This is a genomic window from Streptomyces sp. GL_141 (genome assembly GCF_057834385.1).
On record NZ_CM174402.1, the window covers coordinates 1,840,531 to 1,865,759 of the forward strand.

At 69.5% G+C, this 25,229-nt stretch carries 17 protein-coding genes; 4 read left to right on the forward strand and 13 right to left on the reverse strand.

Annotated features, from left to right (window positions below):
• The first annotated feature begins 49 nt into the window (after positions 1–49).
• The 3 genes from AC3IX6_RS07850 (at position 50) to AC3IX6_RS07860 (ending at position 4,372) form a co-directional block, all read left to right on the forward strand.
• Complete coding sequence (locus AC3IX6_RS07850) at positions 50–877, forward strand: ferritin-like domain-containing protein (protein WP_489369511.1); 828 nt, start codon at positions 50–52, stop codon at positions 875–877.
• 130 nt (positions 878–1,007) lie between these two features.
• Positions 1,008–2,234 carry a thiolase family protein gene (locus AC3IX6_RS07855; protein ID WP_112447308.1) on the forward strand — a complete coding sequence of 409 codons (1,227 nt, stop codon included), beginning with the start codon at positions 1,008–1,010 and terminating at the stop codon, positions 2,232–2,234.
• Positions 2,231–4,372: a 3-hydroxyacyl-CoA dehydrogenase NAD-binding domain-containing protein gene (locus tag AC3IX6_RS07860; RefSeq protein WP_489369512.1), complete on the forward strand. Its 2,142-nt coding sequence runs from the start codon at positions 2,231–2,233 to the stop codon at positions 4,370–4,372. The genes AC3IX6_RS07855 and AC3IX6_RS07860 overlap by 4 nt, the downstream gene beginning before the upstream one ends.
• A 138-nt stretch (positions 4,373–4,510) precedes the next feature.
• Here the strand turns inward: AC3IX6_RS07860 and AC3IX6_RS07865 are convergent, their stop codons facing one another.
• The 6 genes from AC3IX6_RS07865 to AC3IX6_RS07890 form a co-directional block, all read right to left on the reverse strand.
• On the reverse strand, positions 4,511–5,776 hold the full coding sequence (locus AC3IX6_RS07865) for a phosphodiester glycosidase family protein (RefSeq protein WP_489369513.1): 1,266 nt from the start codon (positions 5,774–5,776) through the stop codon (positions 4,511–4,513).
• Positions 5,769–6,488, reverse strand: coding sequence for an Ig-like domain-containing protein (locus tag AC3IX6_RS07870; RefSeq protein ID WP_489369514.1), 720 nt, complete (start codon positions 6,486–6,488; stop codon positions 5,769–5,771). Before AC3IX6_RS07870 ends, AC3IX6_RS07865 begins: the two co-directional genes overlap by 8 nt.
• Entirely contained in the window at positions 6,485–7,252 is a 768-nt protein-coding gene (locus AC3IX6_RS07875) for a GDSL-type esterase/lipase family protein (RefSeq protein ID WP_489369515.1), read from the reverse strand. Before AC3IX6_RS07875 ends, AC3IX6_RS07870 begins: the two co-directional genes overlap by 4 nt.
• A 19-nt stretch (positions 7,253–7,271) precedes the next feature.
• Complete coding sequence (locus AC3IX6_RS07880) at positions 7,272–11,711, reverse strand: bifunctional glycosyltransferase/CDP-glycerol:glycerophosphate glycerophosphotransferase (protein ID WP_489369516.1); 4,440 nt, start codon at positions 11,709–11,711, stop codon at positions 7,272–7,274.
• Positions 11,708–12,889 carry a CDP-alcohol phosphatidyltransferase family protein gene (locus AC3IX6_RS07885; RefSeq protein ID WP_489369517.1) on the reverse strand — a complete coding sequence of 394 codons (1,182 nt, stop codon included), beginning with the start codon at positions 12,887–12,889 and terminating at the stop codon, positions 11,708–11,710. Before AC3IX6_RS07885 ends, AC3IX6_RS07880 begins: the two co-directional genes overlap by 4 nt.
• A gap of 218 nt (positions 12,890–13,107) precedes the next feature.
• Positions 13,108–14,700, reverse strand: a complete 1,593-nt coding sequence (locus AC3IX6_RS07890) for a PLL family lectin (RefSeq protein WP_489369518.1) — start codon at positions 14,698–14,700, stop codon at positions 13,108–13,110.
• A 175-nt stretch (positions 14,701–14,875) separates the two neighbouring features.
• Between AC3IX6_RS07890 and AC3IX6_RS07895 the strand changes: the two genes are divergently transcribed.
• Complete coding sequence (locus AC3IX6_RS07895; RefSeq protein WP_489369519.1) at positions 14,876–15,943, forward strand: LCP family protein; 1,068 nt, start codon at positions 14,876–14,878, stop codon at positions 15,941–15,943.
• A 92-nt stretch (positions 15,944–16,035) separates the two neighbouring features.
• On the opposite strand, the gene AC3IX6_RS07900 is transcribed toward AC3IX6_RS07895, so the two are convergent.
• The 7 genes from AC3IX6_RS07900 to AC3IX6_RS07930 all read right to left on the reverse strand — a co-directional run bounded on the left by AC3IX6_RS07900 (position 16,036) and on the right by AC3IX6_RS07930 (position 24,791).
• Positions 16,036–16,314 carry a hypothetical protein gene (locus tag AC3IX6_RS07900; RefSeq protein ID WP_489369520.1) on the reverse strand — a complete coding sequence of 93 codons (279 nt, stop codon included), beginning with the start codon at positions 16,312–16,314 and terminating at the stop codon, positions 16,036–16,038.
• A gap of 20 nt (positions 16,315–16,334) precedes the next feature.
• On the reverse strand, positions 16,335–17,849 hold the full coding sequence (locus tag AC3IX6_RS07905; protein ID WP_489369521.1) for an amino acid permease: 1,515 nt from the start codon (positions 17,847–17,849) through the stop codon (positions 16,335–16,337).
• Between the two features lie 101 nt (positions 17,850–17,950).
• Positions 17,951–19,867, reverse strand: a complete 1,917-nt coding sequence (gene dxs, locus AC3IX6_RS07910) for a 1-deoxy-D-xylulose-5-phosphate synthase (protein WP_389689615.1) — start codon at positions 19,865–19,867, stop codon at positions 17,951–17,953.
• A 252-nt stretch (positions 19,868–20,119) separates the two neighbouring features.
• On the reverse strand, positions 20,120–21,391 hold the full coding sequence (locus AC3IX6_RS07915) for a sugar ABC transporter permease (protein ID WP_489369522.1): 1,272 nt from the start codon (positions 21,389–21,391) through the stop codon (positions 20,120–20,122).
• Positions 21,388–22,176, reverse strand: coding sequence for an ATP-binding cassette domain-containing protein (locus AC3IX6_RS07920; RefSeq protein ID WP_489369523.1), 789 nt, complete (start codon positions 22,174–22,176; stop codon positions 21,388–21,390). Before AC3IX6_RS07920 ends, AC3IX6_RS07915 begins: the two co-directional genes overlap by 4 nt.
• Positions 22,177–22,342: 166 nt before the next feature.
• Positions 22,343–23,446 (reverse strand): substrate-binding domain-containing protein, encoded by a 1,104-nt coding sequence (locus tag AC3IX6_RS07925; RefSeq protein ID WP_489369524.1) that lies wholly within the window; start codon positions 23,444–23,446, stop codon positions 22,343–22,345.
• A 130-nt stretch (positions 23,447–23,576) separates the two neighbouring features.
• Positions 23,577–24,791 (reverse strand): ROK family transcriptional regulator, encoded by a 1,215-nt coding sequence (locus AC3IX6_RS07930; RefSeq protein ID WP_489369525.1) that lies wholly within the window; start codon positions 24,789–24,791, stop codon positions 23,577–23,579.
• Positions 24,792–25,229 lie beyond the last annotated feature (438 nt).

Below are 25,229 nucleotides of genomic sequence, written 5' to 3' on the forward strand. Positions count from 1 at the left end.
CTACAGCCGGGCCCGGCTTCTTTTGAACACGCTCAAAGACCACTAATTTTTGAACGTGATCAAACATGGGTGGGGATACGACACGTGGCTGGCCGATTTCGAAACCGAACGGGAGCGCCGGGCCGAGCGCGGCGATCCGGACTGGAGCCGGGCCGCCGCACTCCCTCCGGAGCTGGTCCGGAGCCTGCAGCGGTTCCAGGTCGGGGAGGACGGGGACGGCTCCGCGCTGATCGGCAAGGCCGACCGGGCGGGTGACCCGGTGTACGCGCGGGCCGTACGCCTCTTCGTGGCGGAGGAGCAGAACCACGCGCGGATGCTGGCGCTGCTGCTGGAGGCCGGGGGCGCCGGAATCCTCGCCGGGCACTGGAGCGACACCGTGTTCGTCCGGCTGCGGCGGCTGCTGGGCCTGCGCGTGGAACTGCTCGTGCTGATGGTCGCGGAGGTGGTGGCGCTGCGGTACTACCGGGCGGTGCGGGACGGCAGTGCGGACCCGCTGGCCGCGGAGGTCGCGGGCCTCATCCTGGCCGACGAGGAACGCCACGTCCCCTTCCACTGCCTGCGGCTGCGCGAGGCCCTGACCCCCCTCCCCGCACCGGCCCGGCGGGCGGCCGTGCTCGGCTGGCGGGCCATGCTCGCCGCCGCGGCCGCGGCGGTCACGGTCGACCACGGCCCGGCCCTGCGCACCCTCGGCGTCCGCCGCCGCGCCTTCGTGACGGACACCGTCCGCGCCTCGGCCCCCATGGCCGCCGCCATCGCGGCCGCCGACCCCCCTGACCCCGCAGGCCCCGTACGCACCCCGAGGGGGCGCCTGCGGGCGCCCGCGGGCCGGCTCGGCCGCACCCTCGCAGCGCGTACGCGGCGGGGCGGCGGAGTGTGACCTTCGCCGCTCCTTCCAGGGGGGCTGTCCATGCCAGTTACCGGCAAGTAGCATGGAGAGGTGAGCGGGCGCTCAGCAATGAGCTCGCCCCCGCGCAGCAGTGCACACCCGCACCTGGAGGAGAGCCAACGTGCCTCGTACCGTCAGGGACGTCGTCTTCGTCGACGGCGTCCGCACCCCGTTCGGCAAGGCGGGCCCGAAGGGCATCTACAACGAGACCCGCGCCGACGACCTCGTCGTCAAGGCCATCCGGGAGCTGCTGCGCCGCAACCCGGACCTGGACCCCGCGAAGATCGACGAGGTCGCCATCGCCGCGACCACGCAGATCGGCGACCAGGGCCTGACGCTGGGCCGTACGGCCGGCATTCTCGCGGGCCTCCCGCAGTCCGTACCGGGCTACTCCATCGACCGCATGTGCGCCGGCGCGCTCACCGCCGTGACCGCCGTCGCGGGCGGCGTGGCCTTCGGTGCGTACGACGTCGCCCTCGCCGGCGGTGTCGAGCACATGGGCCGCCACCCCATGGGCGAGGGCGTGGACCCGAACCCGCGCTTCGTCTCGGAGAAGCTGGTCGACGAGTCCGCCCTGTTCATGGGCATGACCGCCGAGAACCTGCACGACCGGTACCCGACGATCACCAAGCTCCGCGCCGACGAGTACGCCGTGCGCTCGCAGGAGAAGGCCGCCAAGGCGTACGCCGACGGCAAGATCCAGCAGGACCTGGTGCCGATCTCGGTGCGCAACAACAACGAGGCGGCCGGTGAGACGGGCTGGGGCCTGGTCACCGCCGACGAGCCGATGCGTCCGGGGACCACCCTGGAGAACCTGGCGGGCCTCAAGACCCCGTTCCGGGTGCACGGCAACGTCACCGCCGGCAACGCCGCCGGTCTCAACGACGGTGCCACGGCCGCGATCATCGCGTCCGAGGACTTCGCCCGCGAGAACAACCTCCCGGTCAAGATGCGCCTGGTCTCGTACTCCTTCGCGGGTGTCGAGCCGGAGGTCATGGGCTACGGCCCGATCCCGGCCACCGAGAAGGCCCTGGCCCAGGCCGGTCTGACGATCGACGACATCGGCCTCTTCGAGGTCAACGAGGCCTTCGCGGTCCAGGTCCTCGCGTTCCTGGAGCACTACGGCATCGCCGACGACGACGCCCGCGTCAACCAGTACGGCGGGGCCATCGCCTTCGGTCACCCGCTCGCCTCCTCCGGCGTCCGCCTGATGACCCAGCTGGCCCGCCAGTTCGAGGAGCAGCCGGAGGTCCGCTACGGCCTGACCACCATGTGCGTCGGCTTCGGCATGGGCGCCACGGTCGTCTGGGAGAACCCGAACTTCACCGCCGAGGGAGACAGCAAGTGAGCACCACCACCACTGAGCTCCTGAAGGGCGCGGCCGAGCTGTTCCCGGACGAGGTCGTCACGCGCGCGCTCGTACGCCACCTCGACCTGCCCTTCGGCGCCGGGCGCTTCGCGCTCGTCACGCTGGACAACGGCCTGGACCACACCAAGCCGACCACCTTCGGCCCGCAGTCCCTCGCCAACCTGAACGCGGCGATCGACCAGGTCGAGCAGGAGGCCCTCGCGGGCTCCATCGTCGGTGCGGGCCTGACCGGCAAGCCGTTCATCTTCGCGGTCGGCGCCGACCTCAAGGGCGTCGAGCTGCTGAAGAAGCACGACGAGGCGCTCGCCATCGGCAAGGGCGGCCACGACGTCTTCAAGCGCCTCGCGGCGCTGGCCGTCCCCACCTTCGCCTACTACAACGGCGCGGCGATGGGCGGCGGTGTCGAGGTCGGTCTGCACTGCACCTACCGCACCGTCTCCAAGGCCATCCCGGCCTTCTCGCTGCCCGAGGTCTTCCTCGGCCTGGTTCCCGGCTGGGGCGGCTGCGCCCTGCTGCCGAACCTGATCGGCGCGGACCGCGCGGTCTCGGTCATCATCGAGAACTCGCTGAACCAGAACCGTCAGCTCAAGGGCAAGCAGGTCTTCGAGCTCGGCATCGCCGACGCGCTGTTCGAGGGTGCGGACTTCCTGGAGCAGTCGCTCCTGTGGACCGCGAACGTGCTCAACGGCACGACCGAGGTCGTCCGCGACGAGATCGACCGCGGCGAGGCCTGGGACGCGGCGGTCGCCCGCGGCCGCTTCATCGCCGACTCCAAGGTGCACGGCGCGGCCCCGGCCGCCTACCGCGCGCTGGAGATCATCGAGGCGGCCAAGGACGGCGACCTGCAGAAGGGCTTCGACGCCGAGGACACGGCCCTGGCCGACCTCATCATGGGCGGCGAACTGCGCTCCGGCATCTACGCCTTCAACCTGGTCCAGAAGCGCGCCAAGCGCCCGGCCGGCGCCCCGGACAAGAACCTGGCCCGCCAGGTCACCAAGGTCGGCGTCGTCGGCGCGGGCCTGATGGCCTCGCAGCTGGCGCTGCTGTTCCTGCGCCGCCTGGAGGTGCCGGTGGTCCTCACCGACATCGACCAGGAGCGCGTGGACAAGGGCGTGGGCTACGTCCACGCCGAGATCCAGAAGCTGCTGGGCAAGGGCCGCATCAACCAGGACAAGGCCAACCGCCTGACCGCCCTGGTGACGGGTGTCCTGGACAAGGCCGAGGGCTTCGCGGACGCGGACTTCATCATCGAGGCCGTGTTCGAGGAGATGTCCGTCAAGCAGAAGGTGTTCGCGGAGGTCGAGGCGGTCGCCCCGGCGCACGCGATCCTCGCCACCAACACCTCCTCGCTGTCGGTCTCGGAGATGGCCTCCAAGCTCCAGCACCCGGAGCGCGTGGTCGGCTTCCACTTCTTCAACCCCGTCGCGATCCTCCCGCTGCTGGAGATCGTCCGCGGTGAGCAGACCGACGACGCCTCGCTGGCCACGGCCTTCGGTGTCGCGCGGAAGCTGAAGAAGACCGCGGTCCTCACGAAGGACGCCCCGGCGTTCGTCGTGAACCGCATCCTGACCCGCTTCATGGGCGAGATCCAGAACGTCATCGACGAGGGCACCCCGGTGGTCACCGCCGAGAAGGCCATCGAGCCGCTCGGCCTGCCGATGTCCCCGCTGGTGCTCCTGGAGCTCGTCGGCCCGGCGATCGGTCTGCACGTCTCCGAGACCCTGAACCGCGCCTTCCCGGAGCGCTTCACGGTGTCCCCGAACCTGGCGGCCGTGGTCAAGGCCGGCAAGCGCGGCTTCTACGTCTACAACGCGGAGAACGGCTTCAAGCCGGAGCTCGACCCCGAGGTCGCCGCGCTCCTGGTCCAGGGCGACTCCGTCCTGACCGAGGAGCAGGTCCGCGACCGCGTCCTGGACGCGGTGGCGCAGGAGATCGGCCTGATGCTGGAGGAGGGTGTCGTGGCCGAGGCCCAGGACATCGACCTCTGCCTCATCACCGGCGCGGGCTGGCCCTTCCACCTGGGCGGGATCACCCCGTACCTGGACCGTGAGGGCGTCTCCGAGCGGGTGAACGGCAAGAAGTTCCTGGCCCCGGGCGTGGCGAGCGTCCCCGCGTAACGAGCGGCAGCCGGTACCACGAAGAGCGGGCCGTACGGGAGGAGACCCCGTACGGCCCGCTCTTCACGTCTGCCGGTTCACTGCGCGGACCCGGTTCACTGCGCGGACCCGGCCCGCTGCGCGGAACCGGCTACCGGCTCACTGCTCGAAGAGGCCGATTCCGTTGGCCACCGGCCGCTCCGAGGGCTCCGCGCCCTCGGCCCCGCGCGGGGTGTTGCGCAGCTCGTCGCGCACGATCATCGTGGTCGAGCCGCCGCCGTCGAACATCAGGGCGTCCCGCGCCCCGAGCGAGGCCATGAGCTTGGCCGTCTGCATGACCGTGGCGCCCGCGTCCACCCCCGGCGCCCGGCCGTCGACGGTGACCAGGAGCAGGCTTCCGTTCCGGGTGACGCCGACAGCGGTCCGCGGGGCCGTCTTCGTGGCCGAAGTCGGCTCGATGATGTCGGGGACCCCGTCGCGCAGCAGCCGGTAGCGGCCGCCCACAGCCGTCTCGACGGGACCGGGGACCACCGCTCCGGACGCGTCGTTCATGACGAAGGACGTGGTGAGCGCGGCACCGGGCAGGGCGTGCGTGCGCAGCCACTCGGTGCCGGTCCCGATCCCGTAGAGGGTGCTGCCGTTCTTGGGAACGGCGCCTCCGGCGGGTTTGCGGACGTTCGTCACGCGGCCGTCGGTGTCGAGCAGGACCTCCATGCTGCCCGGCGGGCCGGGCGGCGTGCGCTCGCCCCACTCCGGGGTGAAGGCCACGAGCTCGTCGGTGTCCGTGCACAGCCCGCCGTACGGCTCCTGCATCGGCTCCTCCGTGACGGCCAGGACGTCACCGCCGACGCCCCCGCAGCCCAGGACGCGACCGGGCACCCGGTTGATCCCGTCCAGTTCCTGGGGCACCCCGTCGTCCGAGACCACCACTCCGTCGGTGGAGACCTCGTCGACCCGGGCGCTGAGCTTGCCTCGGTTGTAGCCCAGGAGCAGGGTGGGCCGGCCCTTGATCGCCTCGCTGAGGACCTTGCCGCCCTCGGTGTAGAGGCCGAGGGGGTCTCCGTCGTAGCCGGCGTAGCTCTTGCCGGTGCTGATGTCGAAGAAGGAGGCGTTGACGGCGGCCAGCGCCCCGAAGGACTCGGCCATCTTGCGCACCGTCTCGGCGTGCGCCACGGCGGGGCCGTGCATGCCCGCCACCCTGACCTTGGCGTCGGGACGGATGGTCAGGACCCGCACGTGCGAGGATTCCTGGCCGTCGAGCTTGCGGACGGACTCCTTGTACGTGACGCCTTCGGGCAGCCGGAGGTCCTCGGGCTGCGTGCCCGAGGGGGCCGGGTCGTCCGGGGGCCGGGGGGCCGCCGTGCATCCCGCCAGGGTGACGGCGGCGGCCAGTGCCGCGGCGGCGAGCCGCGTGCGCCTAGCCACGGACGGCGCCCAGCGCGCCGGGAGACGCACCGAGGTCGCCGACGCGGACGACCACGTGACCCTCGGCCACGTGCCCGTCCTGGTCCTCGTAGGTGCACACGAAGCGGTCGTAGCCGTGGAACGAGTGGGGGGCCTGGTAGGTGACCGTGCCGTCCGGGGAGCATCCGAGCATGCCGTACCGGGCGAGGGTCACTCCGGTCACGCGCAGTCCCTCGGTGCCGCCCGCCGGCAGCGACATCACTTCGCCGGGGCGCAGGTCCAGGCGCCGCGCCGGGATGCTGTGGCGGCGCACGTAGTAGCCCTTGTCCTCGATGCCCGAGGAGGCGGAGAGCTTGTCGCCCTGGAAGGGCATGACGCCGACGACCGCGCGCGGCACCACGACCGCGCCGTCCGAGCCCTCGTCCAGGACGCGTACCACGAGGGTCGCGGTGACCGGTTCGTCGCCCGACGCGAAGACCGCGTAGCGGCCGTTGGGAAGCTTGCGCAGACCCTGGAGGTCCTCGACGACCACTCCGTCCTCGAGGCTCTCGCCGAGGATGTAGCCGTACGTGCGGAACGCTCCGCCCGACGGGGTCACCGTCATGGCGATCTGGAACTGCGCGCCCGGCACCAGGGGGTACGCCGGGTCCGCCGTGGAGAGCACGTCGAGCACCCCGGTGTACGGCCCTTGAGTGGCCCAGGCTCGGACCAGGGGGAACCAGTTCCCGCTCACTTCATGCCTCCCGCGACACGTGTCTTGGTCATCTGATCGAAGACGGCGTCGTCGAGGAACTCCACCACCTGGTCCGCGTCGAAACCCGTCTCCAGGTTCCGGAAGAACTGCGCGGGCAGCATGCCCTGCGCCAGCAACTGGCTCGCGATGAACCGGGAGCACTCCAGCGCCCCGTGGCTGCGCAGGTGCACGTTGTCGGCCGCCCCTCCCGGGTAGTTGGGGTGCTCACCCGGCTCGAGGTGCACGAAGAGGCTCTTGGTGCCGTCCGGACCGAGTTGGCGCCACCAGCCGGTGCTCCACTCGTTCAGGTCGACCAGCGGCACGGTGAGCTCGACCGCCACCTCGCGCATCGCGGCCGGGTACATCATCAGTGGCCGGCGCATGTTGCCGAAGCGGTCGAAGACCCGGGGTTCGTGGCTGGTGACGAGCACCGGGTGGGCACCGCGGTCCCGCGCCTCGTTCACGTAGCGCCGCAGATCGGTCCGGAACTCGCCGAACGGCTCGGTGTACCGGCCGGGCCGCTCCTGCATGTCGCTGAGGCCGAAGGAGACGACCAGGAGGTCCTCCGGCTCGATGGCGTCCAGGATCCAGCCGAGGTGTCCGCGTTCCACGAAGCGCTTGGTGCCGGCGTCGGCGCGGGCGCAGTTGACCACCTCGACGCCCTGCAGGAACAGCGGGAGCGTCTGCCCCCAGCCGGCCATGGGCGCCATGCTGCGCCGGCGACTGCAGACCGTGGATCCGCCCGCCAGGTATATCGCCGTCATCGTGCGACCTTCACGTTTCTCAGAACTCCCCGTTTCCGCGTTCCCCGAAGTGCAGCCGGGCCCGCTCGTCACCCACGATGTTGGAGTCCATCGAGTCGATGACCTTGAAGGCGCGCTCACAGTTCGAGGTGTCGCGGAGGATGAAGAAGTCGTCCACGCGCTGCTTGTACTGCGGCTCGAGCTGGAAGTTCCGCTCGAGGACGCCGATGATCTCCTGCACCGCGTGGTCGACGGTCCGGCAGGCCGGGCCGAAGCCGTCCCTGTCGATGTCGAAGTACCCGCGCTTGTAGTGCTTGCTGTAGAAGGACTCGTCGTCGAAGTTCGTGTACACGACCGGCTTGCCCATGTACGCCACGTCGAAGAACACCGAGGAATAGTCGGTGACCATCATCGAGCACTCGCGCATGGCGAGCTGCACGTCGCGGCCCGTCGAGGACACGATGATCGAGGGGTGCTCGATCTTGAAGTGCTGGAGGTAGGGCCGGATCTCGTAGTGCGGCATGAACTCCAGCTCGACCCCGTGGTACTGGAGCGCGGCGAGCAGCCGCTCGTTGCGCAGCAGGGACGAGAAGAAGCGGTAGTACTCGGACGCCGCGAACGGGATCTCGGGCTTGGCCGCCTTGTTGTACGAGGGCGCCACGATGTCGCGGCGCCAGGTGGGCATGACCAGGACCCGCCGGAGCCCCGGCACCGGCTCCAGCGCGTCGAACCGGGGCATGCCCGTGGCGGCGACGCGCCCGTAGCCGTAGCCGCAGTGCTCCGCGGTGTAGGACCGCTCGCTGCGGCCCGTGCTGAGGACCATGTCGACGTTGGTGGTCTGGCCGTGGATCGAGGCGACGACGTCGTTGTAGCCCACGCCGTGCCCGAGGAACACGCGCTTGTAGCGCAGCAGGTCGCCGTAGCCGCGCAGGAAGGAGCGCTTGTTCAGGCCCGGGAAGCCGAGGTAGGCCTCCAGGTCGTAGGAGTTGATCAGGCGCTCGGCGTGCAGCAGGTACGCGCGGTGCTTCCACGAGAGCCTGTCGATGACCTGCCCGTACTGGGCGACCTTGTCCCAGTCGTGCGCGTCGCGGTTGATCGAGTAGTAGATCTTGCGCTTGGGCTGGTTCAGCCGGATCCACTTGAAGAGGTGGTAGCTGTTGTCCTGGGCGGTGTCCTCGCGTTCACCGATGATCCAGATGCCCCGGCCGTGCAGGTAGGGGTAGGTCAGCCAGTACATGAAGCGGGTGCGCCAGCCGGGACGGCCCGGGAGGGAGTTGCGCAGCTCCTCGCGGAAGCGGTGCAGCTTGTCCTTGCGCCGGGCCGAGAAGCCCTTCACCCAGCGCGCGGTGACCTGCTCCTCCTCGTCGATCGACAGGATGAAGCGCTGCTTGCCCGAGCTGTGCACCCCCTTGAAGCGGTGCAGGTTCATCCGGGCCGCGAGCTTGAGGTCGTGGTGGCGGTCCTCGTCGAGGACGCGGATCACCATGGTCAGCTCGGTGTTGGCGAGGGTGTTGAGCGCGGACGGGCGCGCCGTGGCGCGCCAGCCGGAGAACCAGTCCTGGTTCTTTCGGGTGCGCCAGCGGTCGCGGCGGTAAACCTGCTCGACGGGGAGCGCCACCTCGCGCCGTCCGTCGGAGAACACCAGCTGGATGCGGTTGGTGTACTGGGTGTCGATGTCGACGCCGGAGATCACGAGGAGGCCCTCGAACTGGATCTCGTCGCCCTGCCAGAGGAAGGTCTCCATGACGGCGTTGGACCGCGGGACGCGCAGCAGCTTCGTCTCCACCGGGTCGCTGGCGAGGCGGCGGTAGATGCCCTCGTCGTCGAGGTAGAGGCGGGGCAGGAACTCCGGCGCGCTCAGCGGGTCGGCGAAGAGTTCGAGGTTGCCCGTCACGATCGCGTGGTGCTGGACCTTGGACTGCGGGTGCGTGGCGTACTGCAGGATGATCTCGTCGGGGATCTTGCCGTAGACCGACGCGAGCAGGGGAAGGACCCCGGCGAGCTCCGTCTTGCTCATGATGCGGTGCATGTTGCGCACGTAGGGCTGGAGCGAGCGGACGACGAAGCGGTGGGCCAGGCGGACGACCCGGGGCGGTGCGCCCTGGACCGACGTCAGGACGTACTCGGCCAGCCGGACCCGGTCCACCGCCTTGGCGGGGTCGTTCCAGGGGCGGTCGAAGAGCGAGTTCTGCTTCTCTTCCTCGCGCTCGAAGAAGCGGGCACCCGGTGCGACGGTGACCGTCTTCGTGAACAGCAGGGCCGGGACGGTGAACCAGTCGTCCTCGAGGCCGTGGCCCGGGCCGCACCGGAAGCCGTGCTCGCGCACGAAGGAGGTCTTGAAGAGCTTGCCGCCGAGCCGGGTCGAGAAGACGAGGTACGGGGCGTCGGCCAGCTTGCGGATGGCGCCCTTGGAGGTGAAGTAGCGCTCCCACGGCTCGTCCTTGCCGAGCCACGGGCCCGGGAAGTTGTCCGCGACGCCGACGACGGCGTCGGCTCCCTTGGCCTTGCGGGCCGCCGTGAGCAGCCGGCCCACGGAGTCCTCGCCGAGGATGTCCCGGGCCCGCGCGAACATCACGTAGGGGGCGGCGACGTACTGCAGGCCGTTCTCGAAGGCGGTGCGCGCGCCGAGGCTGTGCTGGGTGACGACCATCGCGTTCGGGTAGTAGGCGGCGAAGGCCGCCAGCTGCTGGGCGGTGGTGTCGTTCGAGCCGTCGTCGACGAACACCACCTGGGTGCCGCCGAAGCTGCCCTGGGCCACGAGGGAGGAGAGGAACTCGCGCAGGTGGTACTCGTCGTTGTGGCACAGGACCACGAGCGCCGCGACGTACTGCTCGGGAGGCTGGACGGGGCCGGTCGGCTTGGCGTCCTGCCACCACAGCCAGGGGGTTCCCCGGTCGGAGGCCTTGGCCTGCAGTTCCTCGGTCTCCGGGCGCAGGCCCAGGTTCCCGCTGATGGTCTCGTAGACCTCGTGGACGCCCTTGGCGGAGGCGTACCGCAGGCTGGTGGCGTTGAGCCCGCTGACGTTGAGGGCGGTGGAGGCCCGTTCGCCGTCGTGGCGGAGCTGGACGAAGAAGTTCCAGTGCCCCGCGCGGTCGGCCTTGTCCAGGGTGGAGGTGAGGTCGACGGTGGCGTGGTAGCGGATCCAGTCCGCGTCGATCTCCACGCTGGAGACGGGGAAGTGGTAGTCGGTCTTGGAGCTGCGGCGCCGCAGCACCGCGATGAGCTCGACCTTGTCCTCGGGGCGGACCCGGCCGAACTGGTTGCGTATCGCGCCCGCTATGTGAAGTTCGCCGTCGATCAGCTCGACCGAGGTCGCCTGGTTGTAGAGGCGGGCTTCGGCGAGCTTCTGGCCGGTCAGGTCGAGCTCGGTGACTTCCAGGAAGCGCTCGGCGTCGGGGTGGCGCAGCAGCGACCCGGACCAGAACACCCGCCCGTCCCGCTCCACGACGTCGGAGCTGATGACGCTGCGGCGGCGCATGTAGTCGGACGCCGACACGGCGATGTCGACCCGGCCGTGCATCAGGCCGAAGGCGCGTACCCGCTCCATGGGCCCGCACAGCTCGTAGGTGGTGGGCTCCAGGGTGCGCAGGTACGGGGCCACGGCCGCGAGGAAGCCGTTGCGGTAGTTGCGGTCGCCGCTGCGGAGCTCGGGGGTGTACAGGCGCAGGTCGTGCGAGAGGAACTTGGCGGCCTTGCGGGCCAGCAGGTCGGGGCGGCCGACGCTGTGCAGGAAGCTGTCGGTGTACTGGTGCACCCGGATGCGGTCACCGATGCTGCGCAGCTCGTGGCGGCGGTTGGTGATCGAGGGCTGGTCGGACTCCCGCTCCCACATCCACCGGTAGACGGGGGTGGCGAGGATGGTGAACGAGCGCGCGTGGAAGTTCGCGACCGTGGAGAAGTACGTGTCCTCGAAGAAGACGCCCTCGGGGAAGCGGATGCCGAAGTTGTTGAGGTAGTCCCGCCGGTACAGCTTGCCGGCGGCGATCGGGTCCTCGAAGAGCTCCGGCATGGCCGACAGGCCCCCGACCGTCTGGTCGGCGGGGTACAGCTGCGGCTGCCAGACGGTGACCTCGTCGGTGGCCTGGTTGATGCGCACGACGCGGCCGGCGGTGACCTCCGACCCGGTGACGACGGCGGAGGAGAGCAGGGTCTCGACGGCCTTGAGCGGCAGCTCGTCGTCCGCGTCGAGGAACATCACGAACTGGCCGGCGGCCGCTTCGATGCCGTTGTTGCGGGGGGCGCCGCAGCCGCCGCTGTTGTGCGGCCGCTCGATGATGCGGACCCGGGGGTCCTGGCGGGCGAACTGGCGGGCGACGCCCCGGGTGCCGTCGGTGGAGCAGTCGTCGACGACGAGCACCTCGATGCCGCGGTGCGTCTGGGCCACGGCCGACTGGATCGCCCGGGCGAGAGTGGCGCTCGCGTTGAAGGCCGGAATGACGATCGTGACACCGTACGGGGAGATGTCGACCGGGTAACTCATCTGGGGTGGCGCTCTCGTTCGGCGTAGTCAGGTCGCTGCGAGTTCTGCGAGGGGATCTGGGCCAGCTGCATCGTGTCGGTCACGCTGCCCGTGAACTGATCCGTGTAGGCCCGCGGAAACGGCTCGAACCCGGGGTCCTCGTAGGGCTCGGGCGCGGGGAACATCTGGGCGGGGTCGATCCCGCCCAGGTCGTCCTCACCGCGGCGCCGGTGGCGTCCCGCGTGCAGGTGCGGGGCGATGGAGCCGGCCCTGGACGGGATGTTGCCCGGGTCGAGGCGTTCCATCGTGCGCGTGAAGTCGCGGGTGGAGAGCCAGAACTTGAACATGATCACGAGCTCGAAGCCGCCCATCAGCACCGCGGACGCCGCCGTGGTCCACAGGATGTGACCGATGACGGGGCCGACGATGAAGATGAACATCTGGAACTCGATGCCGCTGATGAGGTGCGGCCGGATGCGGCTCTGCACCAGGGCGTGGCGGAACCGTGCGTACCAGGGGAAGCTCTCGCGGAACTGCTGGTGGAGGTCGATGACCTCGGCCTGCTCGACCTGCGCGGTCTCCCGCTTGAGCTCGTCGGCCTGACCGAGGGGGTTCTCCCGCAGGAGGTCCTCGATGAAGACGACCTTCCGCTCTTCCTCTTCGATGCCCTCTTCGGCCTGGCGGGCGAGCGTGACGGCCTCGATCTTGTTACGCATGGACATGCGCATCTTGTAGATCTGGAGGGCGTCGACGTAGCGGAGCATGTCGAGGAAGATCACGACGAGGGCCGCGAGGAGGTAGACCTCTTCGTCGTGCTGCAGGAACTGCCCGCCCATGAGGGCCAGCGCGCAGAAGAGCACACGGATGCGGTCGAAGACGTAGTCGAGCCAGCCGCCGAAGATGGTGCCGTTGCCCTTGAGGCGGGCGAGCTTCCCGTCGATGCAGTCGAGGATGAAGCTGATGTGGTACAGCCCCGCGCCGATGCACAGGGAGAGCCAGTCACCCTGGAGGAAGAAGTAGGCCGAGCCGAGGCCGACGTAGAGCGCCGCCCACGTCACACGGTTGGGCGTCACGAAGTTCCAGCGCGCGAACACGCAGACGAGGCGGGTCGCGATCGGATCGACCAGAAGGACCGTCCACCAGGCGTCCCGTTTCTTGCACGTGAGCTTCTGGACGGCCTTCAGTGACAGCTTGGACATAACCCCTCAGTCGTCAACGGCGCGAACCTGGTCAACAGAGCGCCTGCGCCCACCCCACGAGACACGAAGACGAGCGCCGCCCCCGTGACGCCGAACGTTCACCTATGGTCCAGGTAAATGGGCGCTGAATGACCATAACAAGTCACGCGTGGCACCATCCAGCACGCAAGGCGACCACCGCTGTGCTTAAACCTGCATATCGGTGACTTAAACGATCCTTAGTGGACAGTCCACGGAGTGAACTCCAAGCCTTGAGATCCCAGTTGCTGGCGCGCCACGCGGAGGGAACCGTCCATTCCCACTGTGGCGATCACCACACGGCCCCGGCTGTCGAAAGCCGCGGCGGGCGGAACCACCGAGGGCTCCCCGGATTCCTCCCACCAGACGCCGGTGTCCGGCCGCCCGTCGGGGTAGGCACCGATCGCCGTCACTCCGCCGGTGCCCTCGCGCACGAGCACCGTGCAGCCCCATCCCTGGATGTCGGCTCCCGTCACCCCGGTGACCGGCCCGATCCCCTCGGGCCCGCCGAGGCCGATGGGCACCTGCGCGCCCGGCCACCAGACGCAGACCTCGTTGCTCCCCGCGTAGCGGAAGCGCACGACCCCGCCGTCCGGGGCCACCGAGAGGCTGCCGGGGTACGGGCTCACGGGGATCCGCCGGTTCTCCACCCAGGCCGCCTTCACGTCCTGCTGGAAGAAGTGCCCCGCGGACGCGGTGTCGCGCGCCCTCGCCACCAGCTGCACCCCGCCCTGCGCGGCCGGGAAGGCGACCAGCTCGTCGGCCACCCGCAGCCCGCCCAGCGCTTCCCAGCCCGACATGCGCCCCTTCGGGGTCTGCCGCCGCACGCTGACGCTGTGCCCGAAGTTGCGCACGAACACGTGCAGCACGCCGTTCGCGTCGAAGGTGGCCACGGGGAAACCGGTTTCCCGGGCCATCTGCCAGCTCGCCGCGTTGGGATTGCCGACGGTGGTCCAGGGGCCGAGGGGCCGGCCCGTCTGGTACTGGGCGGCGTACACCACCTCGACGTCGGAGCCGCTGTCCTTGCGCTTGGTCCGGCTCAGGCCGATCAGGTACGCGTAGCCCTCGGGGCCCCGCAGCACGGTCAGCGCGGGCAGCAGCTCCGGGCCCTGGAGCAGTTCCGGTCCGCTCCAGCCCTCGGCCTCGGTGCGCCCTTCGGTCCAGCGGACCACGCCGGCGGCCGTCGGCAGGTACGCGGAGAGCCGCCCGTCCTTGCCCGTGAGCAGCCACTGGGAGGGGCGGGGGTAGCGGGAGCAGGCCGCGGCGGGCAGCGCCGGGTCCGCGCCGGCCCGGCGGCAGTCCACGAACACCGGGGCGCCGACGGCGAGCTGGTAGCGGCGTGCGGCCCGGAGCGTGCTGCGCGCCACCTGGCCGCGCGCGGCGGGCTCGCTGACGATCGGGAGCTTGCGCTCGCGGTCGAAGTCGGTGTGCGCGGGGTCCGGATCGAGGGTGCGGACGCGCACGGGTCCGATCTCGTGGAGCACGTCGAGGATCTGGCCCGTGAGATTGCCGTCCGCCGCGTACAGGAGGAACGGTTCCCCGGGGAATCTGCACCCGCGCCGCTTCGCCTGTGCCACGGCCGCTTCCATCGCCCGCTGCTCGGCGGGTGCGCCGCCGTCGAGCCAGACCAGTTCGATCACCGATCCGGCCGGTTCGGAGTTGATCAGGGGCACGGCGTCGGCGGGGCCGGCGACGACGATGGCCACCGCGGATGCCGGGCCCGCCTGGGGGTGGGACAGCTGCTCGCGAGATGCGTCACCGCGTCGCGCACGACGTCCGGCATTTCGGGCCATGGCTCCCGCTCCCCCTCCCCCTCACTGTGGGGACTCCTGTGTTTTCCGCATCACGGCCGACCAGGAGGACGATAAGCGCACTCCCATTCGACTTGGAAATCTGCTTATAGTGCAGCGGCATCCGGCCACCCTTGCCCGCTGCCCTCCGACCCAGGGCCCCGAGGATTCGAGCAGTATGACCCAAGACACCACCGTACGCAGTCGTCGCCGAACCGGAGGGCGCGGGGTGCGTCCGCGCAGACGGCGCGTCCTGAGGATCGTCCTGCTCGTACTGGTCCTGCTGCTGCTCGGCGCTGCCGGCACCGGCTGGTGGGCATACAACCACCTCAACGGGAACATCGACAGCGTCGACCTGGACCAGGCGATCGGTGTCGACAACCGGCCGGCGAAGGTCCCGGACAGCGGGCAGAACATCCTCGTGCTCGGCTCCGACTCGCGCGCCGGCGCCAACGGTGAGCTCGATCACGGTGATGTCAGCGGTTCCCGCTCGGACACCAACATGCTGGTGCACATACCCGAGGGCCGTAAGAAGGCCACCGCGATCAGCATCCCCCGCGACACCCTCGTGACCCGGCCGGACTGCAAGGACAAGAACGGCAAGACGATCCCGGGCGCGAACCGCGTCATGATGAACGCCATCATCGGCACCGGTGGCCCGGCCTGTGTCGTCAAGACCGTCGAGCAGATGTCCGGAGTCCGCGTCGACCACCTCGTGAAGGTGGAGTTCGCCGGCTTCAAGGAGCTGGTGGACGCGCTCGGCGGCGTGGACGTCACCCTCGACAAGCCCATCAAGGGCGGTCTGGATCTCGCCGCGGGCACGCACCGCCTGAACGGCACGGACTCGCTCAAGTTCGTCCGTACCCGCCACGGTTACGGTGACGGCAGCGACCTCGGACGCATCGACCTGCAGCAGAAGTTCATGATCGCGATGCTGTCCGAGATCAAGAAGCAGGACATCCTCACCAGCCCGGCCAAGCTCTACAAGCTCGCCGACGCCGGCACCAAGGCGCTGACCACCGACGCCGAACTCGACTCCCTCAAGGGCCTGTCGGACTTCGCCCAGAGCATGAACGGCGTGGATCCGGAGACCATGGAGACGATCATGCTTCCGGTCGCCTACGACAAGATCGACGAGAACCGCGTCGTCGCCGTGGAGCCGCAGTCCGGCCAGCTGTGGGACGCCCTGCGCAAGGACGAGCCGATCCCGGCCTCGGCCAAGAAGTCCCCCGCCACCGGCGGCTGACCGACTCCGCCCCCGGCTCGCAGCCCCGGCCCCGCAAGGGTGCCGGGGCTCGTCGGCGTTACGAGCCCTCGCCGCCCAGCACCACGCGCCAGTCACCGCTCGCGTGCCACTGCCCCGGCGGATACTCGAACCGCACCTCTCCGAGGAGTACGAACCCTGCTGCCCACGGTCTCGCCGTCGGCGACGACCCGGAGCATCCGCCCGGCCCCCGGCTCCCGGGCGTTCATCGCCAGGTAGCGCTGGTGGCGCTCCCGCAGCTTGGCCTCGGTCTCCGGACCGCCCAAGTGGTCCGTCATGGCCGGCTCGTTCTTGCGCAGCAGCAGCCAGAAGTCGTCTTCCGACCAGGGCTCCAGTCCCACGGTGATCTCCATGACCCCACCGTAGGACGGGCTCAACGCCCCTCACGTGCCGGGTTCGGGGTCATGCCCTCGCCCCGGCCCAGCCGGCTGTGCTGCTTCCCGTAGAGGTAGTAGACGGCGATGCCGATGACCATCCAGATCCCGAACCGCAGCCAGGTCTCGGCCGGCAGGTTCAGCATCAGCCAGACCGACGCGGCGATCGACAGGATGGGCACGAGCGGCACCCACGGGGTGCGGAAGGACCGGTGCAGGTCGGGCCGGGTGCGGCGCAGGACCATCACGCCGAGCGCGACGACCACGAAGGCGAAGAGGGTGCCGATGTTCACCAGGGTCGCCAGCTCGTTGATGCTGGTGAATCCGGCGACGATGGCGATGATCACGCCGAGCAGGATCGTCGGCCGGTAGGGCGTACGGAACTTCGGGTGGGTCCGCGAGAAGAAGCGCGGCAGCAGGCCGTCGCGGCTCATCGCGAAGAACACCCGGGTCTGGCCGAGCAGCAGGATCATGCACACCGTCGTCAGGCCCACGGCGGCGCCGAAGCTGATGATGCCCCCGTAGACCGGATGGCCGGCGGATTTGAAGGCGTCGGCCAGCGGGGCGCTGACGGAGAGCTCCTTGTAGTTCTGCATGCCGGTCACCACGATCGAGACCGCCACGTAGAGCACGGTGCAGATGATCAGCGAGCCGAGGATGCCGCGCGGCATGTCCCGCTGCGGGAGTTTGGTCTCCTCGGCGGCGGTGGCCACCACGTCGAAGCCGATGAAGGCGAAGAAGACCACGGAGGCGGCGGTGAAGATGCCCATGACGCCGAAGTTGGTGGGCTCGTAGCCGAAGAGCAGCTGGACGAGCGGGGCATCGAGTCCGGAGCCGCCCGTCTGGGGTTCGGCCGGCGGGATGAACGGCGTGTAGTTGGACTTCGTGATGAAGAACGCGCCGGCGATGATCACGATGAGCACCACCGTGACCTTGATCGCGACGACCACCGCGGTGATCCGCGCGGACAGCTTCACCCCGACGACCAGGATCACGGTCAGGACCAGGACCAGGACGAAGGCGAGCAGGTCGAAGTGGCCGCCCGGAACGTCGGGGCCCTGGAGCGAGGCGGGCAGGTGGAGGCCGGCGTTGTCCATGAGCGAGCGGACGTACCCGGACCAGCCGACGGCGACGACGGCGGTGCCGAGCGCGAACTCCAGCACGAGGTCCCAGCCGATGATCCAGGCGGGCAGCTCGCCGATCGAGGCGTACGAGAAGGTGTACGCGGATCCGGCCACCGGAACCGTCGAGGCGAACTCGGCGTAGCACAGGGCGGCCAGCGCGCACACGACGCCGGCGGCGACGAACGCGAGGGCCGTGGAGGGACCGGCGGTCTCCTTGGCGACCTTGCCCGTGAGGACGAAGATGCCGGTGCCGATGATCACGCCGACGCCGAAGACGGTCAGGTCCCAGGAGGAGAGCGACTTCTTGAGCTGGTGTTCCGGCTCTTCCGTGTCGAGGATCGACTGTTCGACTGATTTGGTACGGAAGGGACCGTTCAGGTTCCTACTCACCGACGCACCTCCGCAGGGCAGACCGCATCGAAACGAAACGGGCCGGAAGGCCCACCCTCCAAGGGTGAACCTCCCGGCCCGTGACGTGCAACCGCAGATGATCAGTCGACGGCGGCGGCCGGCTCGCTGTCGTAGCGCCCGTCCAGCTTGGCCACCAGGCCGGTGACCTGCCGCGCGATGTCCGGGGCGGTCAGACCGATCTCGGCCATGACCTCCTTGCGCGTGGCGTGGTCCAGGAAGCGCTGCGGAATGCCGAAGTCACGCAGCGGTACGTCGACCCCCGCGTCCCGCAGTGCCTGCGCGACGGCGGAGCCCACACCGCCGGCGCGGCTGTTGTCCTCGACGGTGACGACCACGCGGTGGCGGTCGGCGAGCGGGGCCAGGGCCTCGTCCACCGGCTTGACCCAGCGGGGGTCGACCACGGTCGTGGAGATGCCCTGCTTGTCGAGCAGGTCGGCGATCTCCAGGCACATCGGGGCGAGTGCGCCGACCGAGACGAGCAGTACGTCCGGCCGGGTGACCTCGTCGGCCGGACGGCGCAGCACGTCCATGCCGCCGATCCTGCCGACGGCCGGGACGGCCGGGCCGACGACGCCCTTGGAGAAGCGCACGACGGTGGGCGCGTCCTTCACCAGGACGGCCTCGTTCAGCTGGGCGCGCAGCTGCTCGGCGTCGCGCGGGGCTGCCAGGCGCAGGCCCGGAACCACCTGGAGGATGGACATGTCCCACATGCCGTTGTGGGAGGCGCCGTCGGTGCCGGTGACACCGGCGCGGTCCAGGACGAAGGTGACCCCGCACTTGTGCAGGGCCACGTCCATCAGGACCTGGTCGAAGGCGCGGTTGAGGAAGGTCGCGTACACCGCGAAGACCGGGTGGGCGCCGCCGGAGGCCAGGCCGGCCGCCGAGGTGGCGCCGTGCTGCTCGGCGATGCCGACGTCGAAGATCCGGTCCGGGTAGGCGTCGGCGAACTTCTTCAGGCCGACGGGCTGGAGCATGGCCGCGGTGATGGCGACGATGTCCTTGCGGTCCCTGCCGAGCTTGACCATCTCGTCGGCGAAGACCGAGGTCCAGCTGGCGGCGTCGGTGGAGACCGGCAGGCCGGTGTCCGGGTGGATCACGCCGACCGCGTGGAAGCGGTCCGCCTCGTCCTGGACGGCCGGCTCGTAGCCCCGGCCCTTCTGGGTGAGGCAGTGCACGATGACCGGCCCGCTGAAGCGCTTGGCGCGCTGCAGGGCCGATTCCAGGGCCTCGATGTCGTGGCCGTCGATGGGACCGATGTACTTCAGGCCCAGGTCCTCGAACATGCCCTGCGGGGCGATGAAGTCCTTGAGGCCCTTCTTGGCACCGTGCAGGGTCTCGTAGAGGGGCTTCCCGACGACCGGGGTGCGCTCCAGGAGGTCCTTGCCGCGGGCCAGGAAGCGCTCGTAGCCGTCCGTGGTGCGCAGGGTGGCCAGGTGGTTCGCGAGGCCGCCGATGGTGGGGCCGTACGAGCGCTCGTTGTCGTTGACGACGATCACCAGCGGGCGGTCCTTGGCGGCGGCGATGTTGTTCAGCGCCTCCCAGGCCATGCCGCCGGTGAGGGCCCCGTCGCCGATGACCGCCGCGACGTGGTGGTCCTCCTTGCCGAGCACCTCGTTGGCCTTGGCGAAGCCGTCGGCCCAGCCGAGCACGGTGGACGCGTGCGAGTTCTCGATCACGTCGTGCTCGGACTCGGCGCGCGAGGGGTAGCCCGAGAGGCCGCCCTTGGTGCGCAGGCCGCCGAAGTCCTGGCGGCCGGTGAGCAGCTTGTGCACGTAGGCCTGGTGGCCGGTGTCGAAGAGGACCTTGTCCTTGGGCGAGTCGAAGACCCTGTGCAGAGCGATCGTCAGCTCGACGACACCGAGGTTGGGGCCGAGGTGCCCGCCGGTCTTGGAGACGGCGTCGACGAGGAAGGTCCTGATCTCTGCGGCGAGCCGGTCGAGCTCCTCCTGGCTGAGCCGGTCCAGATCGCGCGGTCCCTTGATGCGGGTCAGCAGCACCCGTGCCTCCTTGCAGTCGCTTGCTGGTCTGCCGAGTCTAATGTTCGCCACTCGGGCGTCAGTAAAGCGCGGTCCCGGTCAGGTCACACCTTTGTCATACCTGTACACATCAGTACGGAGCCACACCCCCCAAAAGGGGGAATACCCGCACATCCGTGCGTACACGCCTACGCACGGGTGCCCGGCACCACACGAAGTGGCACCGGGCACTGTGACGGTTCTTACCGCCGCGTCAGACCGCGCGCACGCCGGTCAGGCGCGCCCGGCCGTCTTCTGCGTCTTGCGGGTGACCGAGTCGATCACCACGGTGGCGAGGAGGACCGCGCCGGTGATCATGTACTGGATCGGCGTCGCGATTCCCTCCAGGGCCAGACCGTACTGGATGGAGGTGATGACCATGACGCCGAGGAGGGCGTTCCAGGTCCGGCCGCGGCCGCCGAAGAGGCTGGTGCCGCCGATGACGGCCGCCGCGATCACGTTCATCAGCAGGTCGCCGGCGCCGGCGCTCTGGTTCGCCGCCGCGATCTTGGAGGCCCAGAAGAGGCCGCCGATCGCCGCGAAGGTGCCGGCGATCGCGAAGACCGTGATCCGGACCCGGTTGACGTTGATGCCGGCACGCCGGGAGGCCTCGACGCTGCCGCCGAGGGCGAAGACCTGGCGGCCGAAGGCGGTGCGCCGCAGCAGGAAGTCCGTGCCGACCAGGGCCAGCAGGAAGAGCACGATCGCCAGCGGCAGGCCCTTGTACTGGTTGAACACCATGGCCGGACCGAAGGTGAACACCGCGAGGAGCCCGGTGCGCAGCAGGATCTCGCCGAGCGGGCGGGAGGGGACCCCTGCGGCGGCGCGGCGCCGGTTGTCGGAGAAGGTGGCGAGGAAGTACCCCACCACGGCGAGGGCGGCGAGCCCGTAGCCGACGGCCACGTCCGAGAAGAAGTACGTGGTCAGCTGCCCGACCACGCCCTCGGAGTCGAGGTTGATCGTGCCGTTGCTGCCCAGGATCTGCAGCATGGCGCCGGACCAGAAGAGCAGGCCCGAAAGGGTGACGGCGAAGGCCGGGGCGCCGATCTTGGCGAAGAAGAAGCCGTGGAGGGAGCCGATCAGGGCACCTCCGGCGATCGCCGCGAGGATGGCCAGCCATTCGTTGACGCCGTTGGTGACCGACAGGACGGCCACGATCGCGCCCGAGACGCCGCTGACCGAGCCGACCGAGAGGTCGATCTCGCCGAGCAGCAGGACGAAGATGATGCCGACGGCCATCATGCCGGTGGCCGTCATCGTGATCGCGATGTTGGTGAGGTTCTCGGCGCCGAGGAAGTTCGAGTTCAGCCCCTGGAAGATGCTCCAGATGATGATCAGGCCGAGGACGACGGGCACGGAGCCCAGGTCGCCGGCCTTGAGCTTGCGGCCGAACTCGTTCACGTACCCGGCGAAGCCCTGCTCGCGGACGAGCAGGCGGGGGTCCACGGCCGGTATGGCGTCGTGGGCGGCCGCCGGATTGACGGGGTCTATGTGCTGGGTGCTCACTTGCGGGCCTCCCCGGTGCGGGCCGCCCGGCGGGTCACGGCGTTGTCCGTGGCCCCGGTGATGGCGGAGATGATCTCTTCCTGCGACGTGTCCTTCACGGAGAAGACGCCGTTGTTGCGGCCCAGCCGCAGGACGGCCACCTTGTCGGCCACGGCCTTCACGTCGGCCATGTTGTGGCTGATGAGGATGACGGCGTGACCGCGCTCGCGCAGCCGCTCGACCAGGTCGAGCACCTGTGCGGTCTGCTCGACGCCGAGGGCGGCGGTGGGCTCGTCGAGGATCACGAGCTGGGGCTCGCCCAGCATGGAGCGGGCGATCGCCACGGTCTGGCGCTGGCCGCCGGAGAGCGAGGCGATGGGGATGCGGACGCTGGGGATCCGGATGGACAGGGTGGTCAGGAGCTCGCGTGCGCGCCGCTCCATCTCCACCTCGTCGAGGACGCCGAAGCGCTTGAGCTCGCGTCCCAGGAAGAGGTTGCCGACGACGTCGATGTTGTCGCACAGCGCGAGGTCCTGGTAGACCGTCGCGATGCCCAGGTTCTGGGCGTCGTGGGGCTTGGTGATCGAGACCGGGCGGCCCTCCCACTCGATGACGCCGTCATCGATGGGGTGCACGCCGGCGATCGTCTTGACCAGCGTGGACTTACCGGCGCCGTTGTCGCCGACGAGGGCGACCACCTCGCCGGAGTGGATCTCGAGTTCTACGTCGGTGAGGGCCTGAACGGCACCGAACCGCTTCGAGACCCCTCGCAACGCCAGTACGGGCGCAGCGGACACATGAACCATCTCCTTGCCGCCTGACCGGCGGGGATGTCGTACAAAAAGAGCAGGACCACGGGGGATGCGAGAGAAACGTTTCTGTTCTGTCCGGCGCCCCGCCGGTGGCGGGATGGAGGCGGGAGCGCCGGACAGGCACGGGGGGCCGGCTCGGCGAACCGAGCGGCGGGGGGCCTTACTTCAGGCCGGCGGTGGCGCAGGCGGCCGCGTACTTGTCGGTGCAGATCTCGTCGACCGTGTAGACGTTGTCGCGGATGACGGTGTCCTTCACGTTCGCCTTGGTCAGCGAGACGACCGGGATCAGCAGGGACGGGACGCCCTTGGTGGTGGGGCTGTCGACCTTGGCGGTCGCGGTGGTCGCGATCGACTCGCCCTTGGCGAGGGCGACGGCCATCTTCGCGGCGGCCTCGGCCTCGGGGGCGTACGGCTTGTAGACGCTCATGAACTGCTCGCCCGCGACGATGCGCTGCACACCGGCGAGTTCGGCGTCCTGGCCCGTGACCGGGGGCAGGGGGTCCACGCCGGCGGCCTTGAGGGCGGTGATGATGCCGCCGGCCATGCCGTCGTTGGCGGAGTAGACGCCGATGACCTTGTCCTTGCCGAGCGCGGAGAGCGCGGCCGCCATGTTGGTGTTGGCGTTCTCCGGCTTCCATTCGACGGTGTCGTACTCCTTGCCGACGTTCACGTTGCCGTCGAGGACGGAGTGCGCGCCCTTCTTGAACAGCGCGGCGTTCGGGTCGGTGACCGAGCCGTTCATCATGACGATCTGGCCGTCCTTGGCCTTGGTGCCCAGGGCCTCCAGGAGCGCCTTGCCCTGGACCTTGCCGACCTCTTCGTTGTCGAAGGAGGTGTAGGCGTCGATCGGGCCCTCGGCGAGGCGGTCGTAGGCCACGACCGGGATGCCGGCCTCCTTGGCCTTCTTGACCGAGCCGGCGATGGCCTTGGAGTCCACCGCGTCGATGATCAGGACGTTCACCTTGTTGGTGATCATCGTGTCGACCTGCGAGTTCTGCGTGGTCGCGTCCTGCTTGGCGTTGGCGTAGACGACCTCGCCCTTGCCCGCGGTGAGGTCCTTGACCGCCTTCTCGATGAGCGGCTTGTCGAACTTCTCGTAACGCGCGGTCTGGTTCTCCGGCAGGAGCAGACCGACCTTGATCGCGCCACCCTTGACGGCGCCGGTCGCGGAGTCCTTCTTGTCCCCGGACTCCTTCGCGCTGCCACAAGCGGCGAGCGATACGGCCATGGTGCCGGCGGCAACGGCGACGGCAACTCTGCGCATACGCGTGTTCATTACTTGAACCTCCCTGACGAGGCCGCAGCACTGCGGCCGAGGTGGATGTGAGTCAACCCCGGCCGCGAGTTTGTCGTCAAGGAGTGAATGCTTAACGAGATGACAACGACGCCATTCGTTATCTAGCTGAAGACAAGACGGCGGGAGCTCGCACTCCACTTCCATTTTCCGCCAAAAGCGTCGAATCGCCCATCTCGCTCAGTACGAGGGCCAGCGCTCCCAGCACCTCGGCCCGCCCGCCCAGGGACCCCGTGAGCACCGACAGCTGCCGGGCGGCACTGGGGATCGCGTACCTCCCCACGGATTCACGGATGGGGGCCAGCACCAGTTCACCGGCGTCCGCGAGCGAGCCGCCCAGGACCACCCGGCTCGGGTTCAGGAGGTTGCACAGACTGGCCACGCCGCTGCCGATGTGACGGCCCACGTCCGTGATGACCCGACGGCAGCCGGGGTCCCCGTCACGGGCCAGCTCCACCACCCGTTCCATCGTCAACTCCGGTCCGTGGCTGCTCTGCAGGAGCGGCAGCACATAGCGCGCCGCGGCGAAGGTCTCCAGGCAGCCGCGGTTGCCGCAGCGGCAGACCGGACCCGATTCGTCCAGCGTGATGTGCCCGATCTCCCCGGCGGTGCCGCCGGGTCCCCGGTAGATCTGCCCGTTGATGACGAGACCGGCTCCGACACCGCTCGCGACCTTGATGTACGCGAGGTCCTTGACCCCGCGCCCGCTCCCCCAGACCAGCTCCCCCAGCGCCCCGAGGTTCGCGTCGTTGTCCACGTAGACGGGTACGCCCAGGCGCTGCGAGAGCTCGCGCCGGGGGTTGATCCCGGCCCAGCCCGGCAGGATCGCGGTGGACCCGAGGGTGCCGGACTCCAGGTCGATGGGGCCCGGTACGCCGAGCCCGACGCCGATGACCTTGTCGCGGCCAATCCCGATGCCCTCGACGAGCCGTCCCACCAGGGCTTCCGCCCGGTCGAAGCCGTCGACCCAGGAGGCGTCCACGTCCAGCGGCTCGGACTCCTCGGCCAGCACCTGGTGGGCCAGGTTCCCCACGGCCACCCGCAGGTGGGTGTGGCCGAAGTCGACGCCGATCACGATGCCGGCGTCCCCGCTGAGCGAGACGCTGCGCGCCCGCCTGCCGCCGGCGGAGGTGTCCGTGACCTCGACGGTCCCGGCCTCCTTCAGTTCCCGGACGATATTGGAGACCGTGGCCGCCGACAGTCCGGTGCTCCGGGCGATCTCCGCCTGGGTCAGCGAACCGGCGAGCCGTACCGCCCGTACGACGCGCTCCAGATTGGCGCGATGCAGTGAGGACTGCGATCCGGGAGTCTGCACGACTCATTCACTCCTGCCCATAAGCAACGGCAAGCCGTCGCCCCCCGGCCGGGGCCAGTCAGCGGCTGCATGCCCCGGCTGACACGAGACCCCGGCGTCTCTCCAACTTGTGAACCCTTAGTCGAGCCTTTGCGCATCGAGACGTCAAGGGGCCGACGCAGTACGAAACGGTCACTACCGGCCATAAGTATGAGAGAAACCTCCATCCTGATCGTGCTACGGTCGCCGTGGCGCTGGTCTTCCGCGGCCTTCACGGCCGGACCGCGCCCCTGCAATGAAGCGCGACGCGAGGAGGTGTTCGGGATGAGTCCCGATCGAAGTCCTTGCAGCGCTCTCTCCGGCTGAGCTCCCCGAGCGGCCGGTTCTTCTTCCGAGTGTGCACGATCGCGGCCCACGGCTGCCCCCGTGCGTTTCTGCATTCATCTTCGCAACCCCTTC

Excerpts from the sequence above, each read along its gene's own strand:
- AC3IX6_RS07875 (WP_489369515.1), bottom strand. The coding sequence starts at position 7,252 with ATGACGGCGATATACCTGGCGGGCGGATCCACGGTCTGCAGTCGCCGG.
- AC3IX6_RS07900 (WP_489369520.1), bottom strand. The coding sequence starts at position 16,314 with ATGGAGATCACCGTGGGACTGGAGCCCTGGTCGGAAGACGACTTCTGG.
- AC3IX6_RS07895 (WP_489369519.1), top strand. The coding sequence starts at position 14,876 with ATGACCCAAGACACCACCGTACGCAGTCGTCGCCGAACCGGAGGGCGC.
- AC3IX6_RS07890 (WP_489369518.1), bottom strand. The coding sequence starts at position 14,700 with ATGGCCCGAAATGCCGGACGTCGTGCGCGACGCGGTGACGCATCTCGC.
- AC3IX6_RS07925 (WP_489369524.1), bottom strand. The coding sequence starts at position 23,446 with ATGCGCAGAGTTGCCGTCGCCGTTGCCGCCGGCACCATGGCCGTATCG.
- AC3IX6_RS07885 (WP_489369517.1), bottom strand. The coding sequence starts at position 12,889 with ATGTCCAAGCTGTCACTGAAGGCCGTCCAGAAGCTCACGTGCAAGAAA.
- AC3IX6_RS07880 (WP_489369516.1), bottom strand. The coding sequence starts at position 11,711 with ATGAGTTACCCGGTCGACATCTCCCCGTACGGTGTCACGATCGTCATT.
- AC3IX6_RS07920 (WP_489369523.1), bottom strand. The coding sequence starts at position 22,176 with ATGGTTCATGTGTCCGCTGCGCCCGTACTGGCGTTGCGAGGGGTCTCG.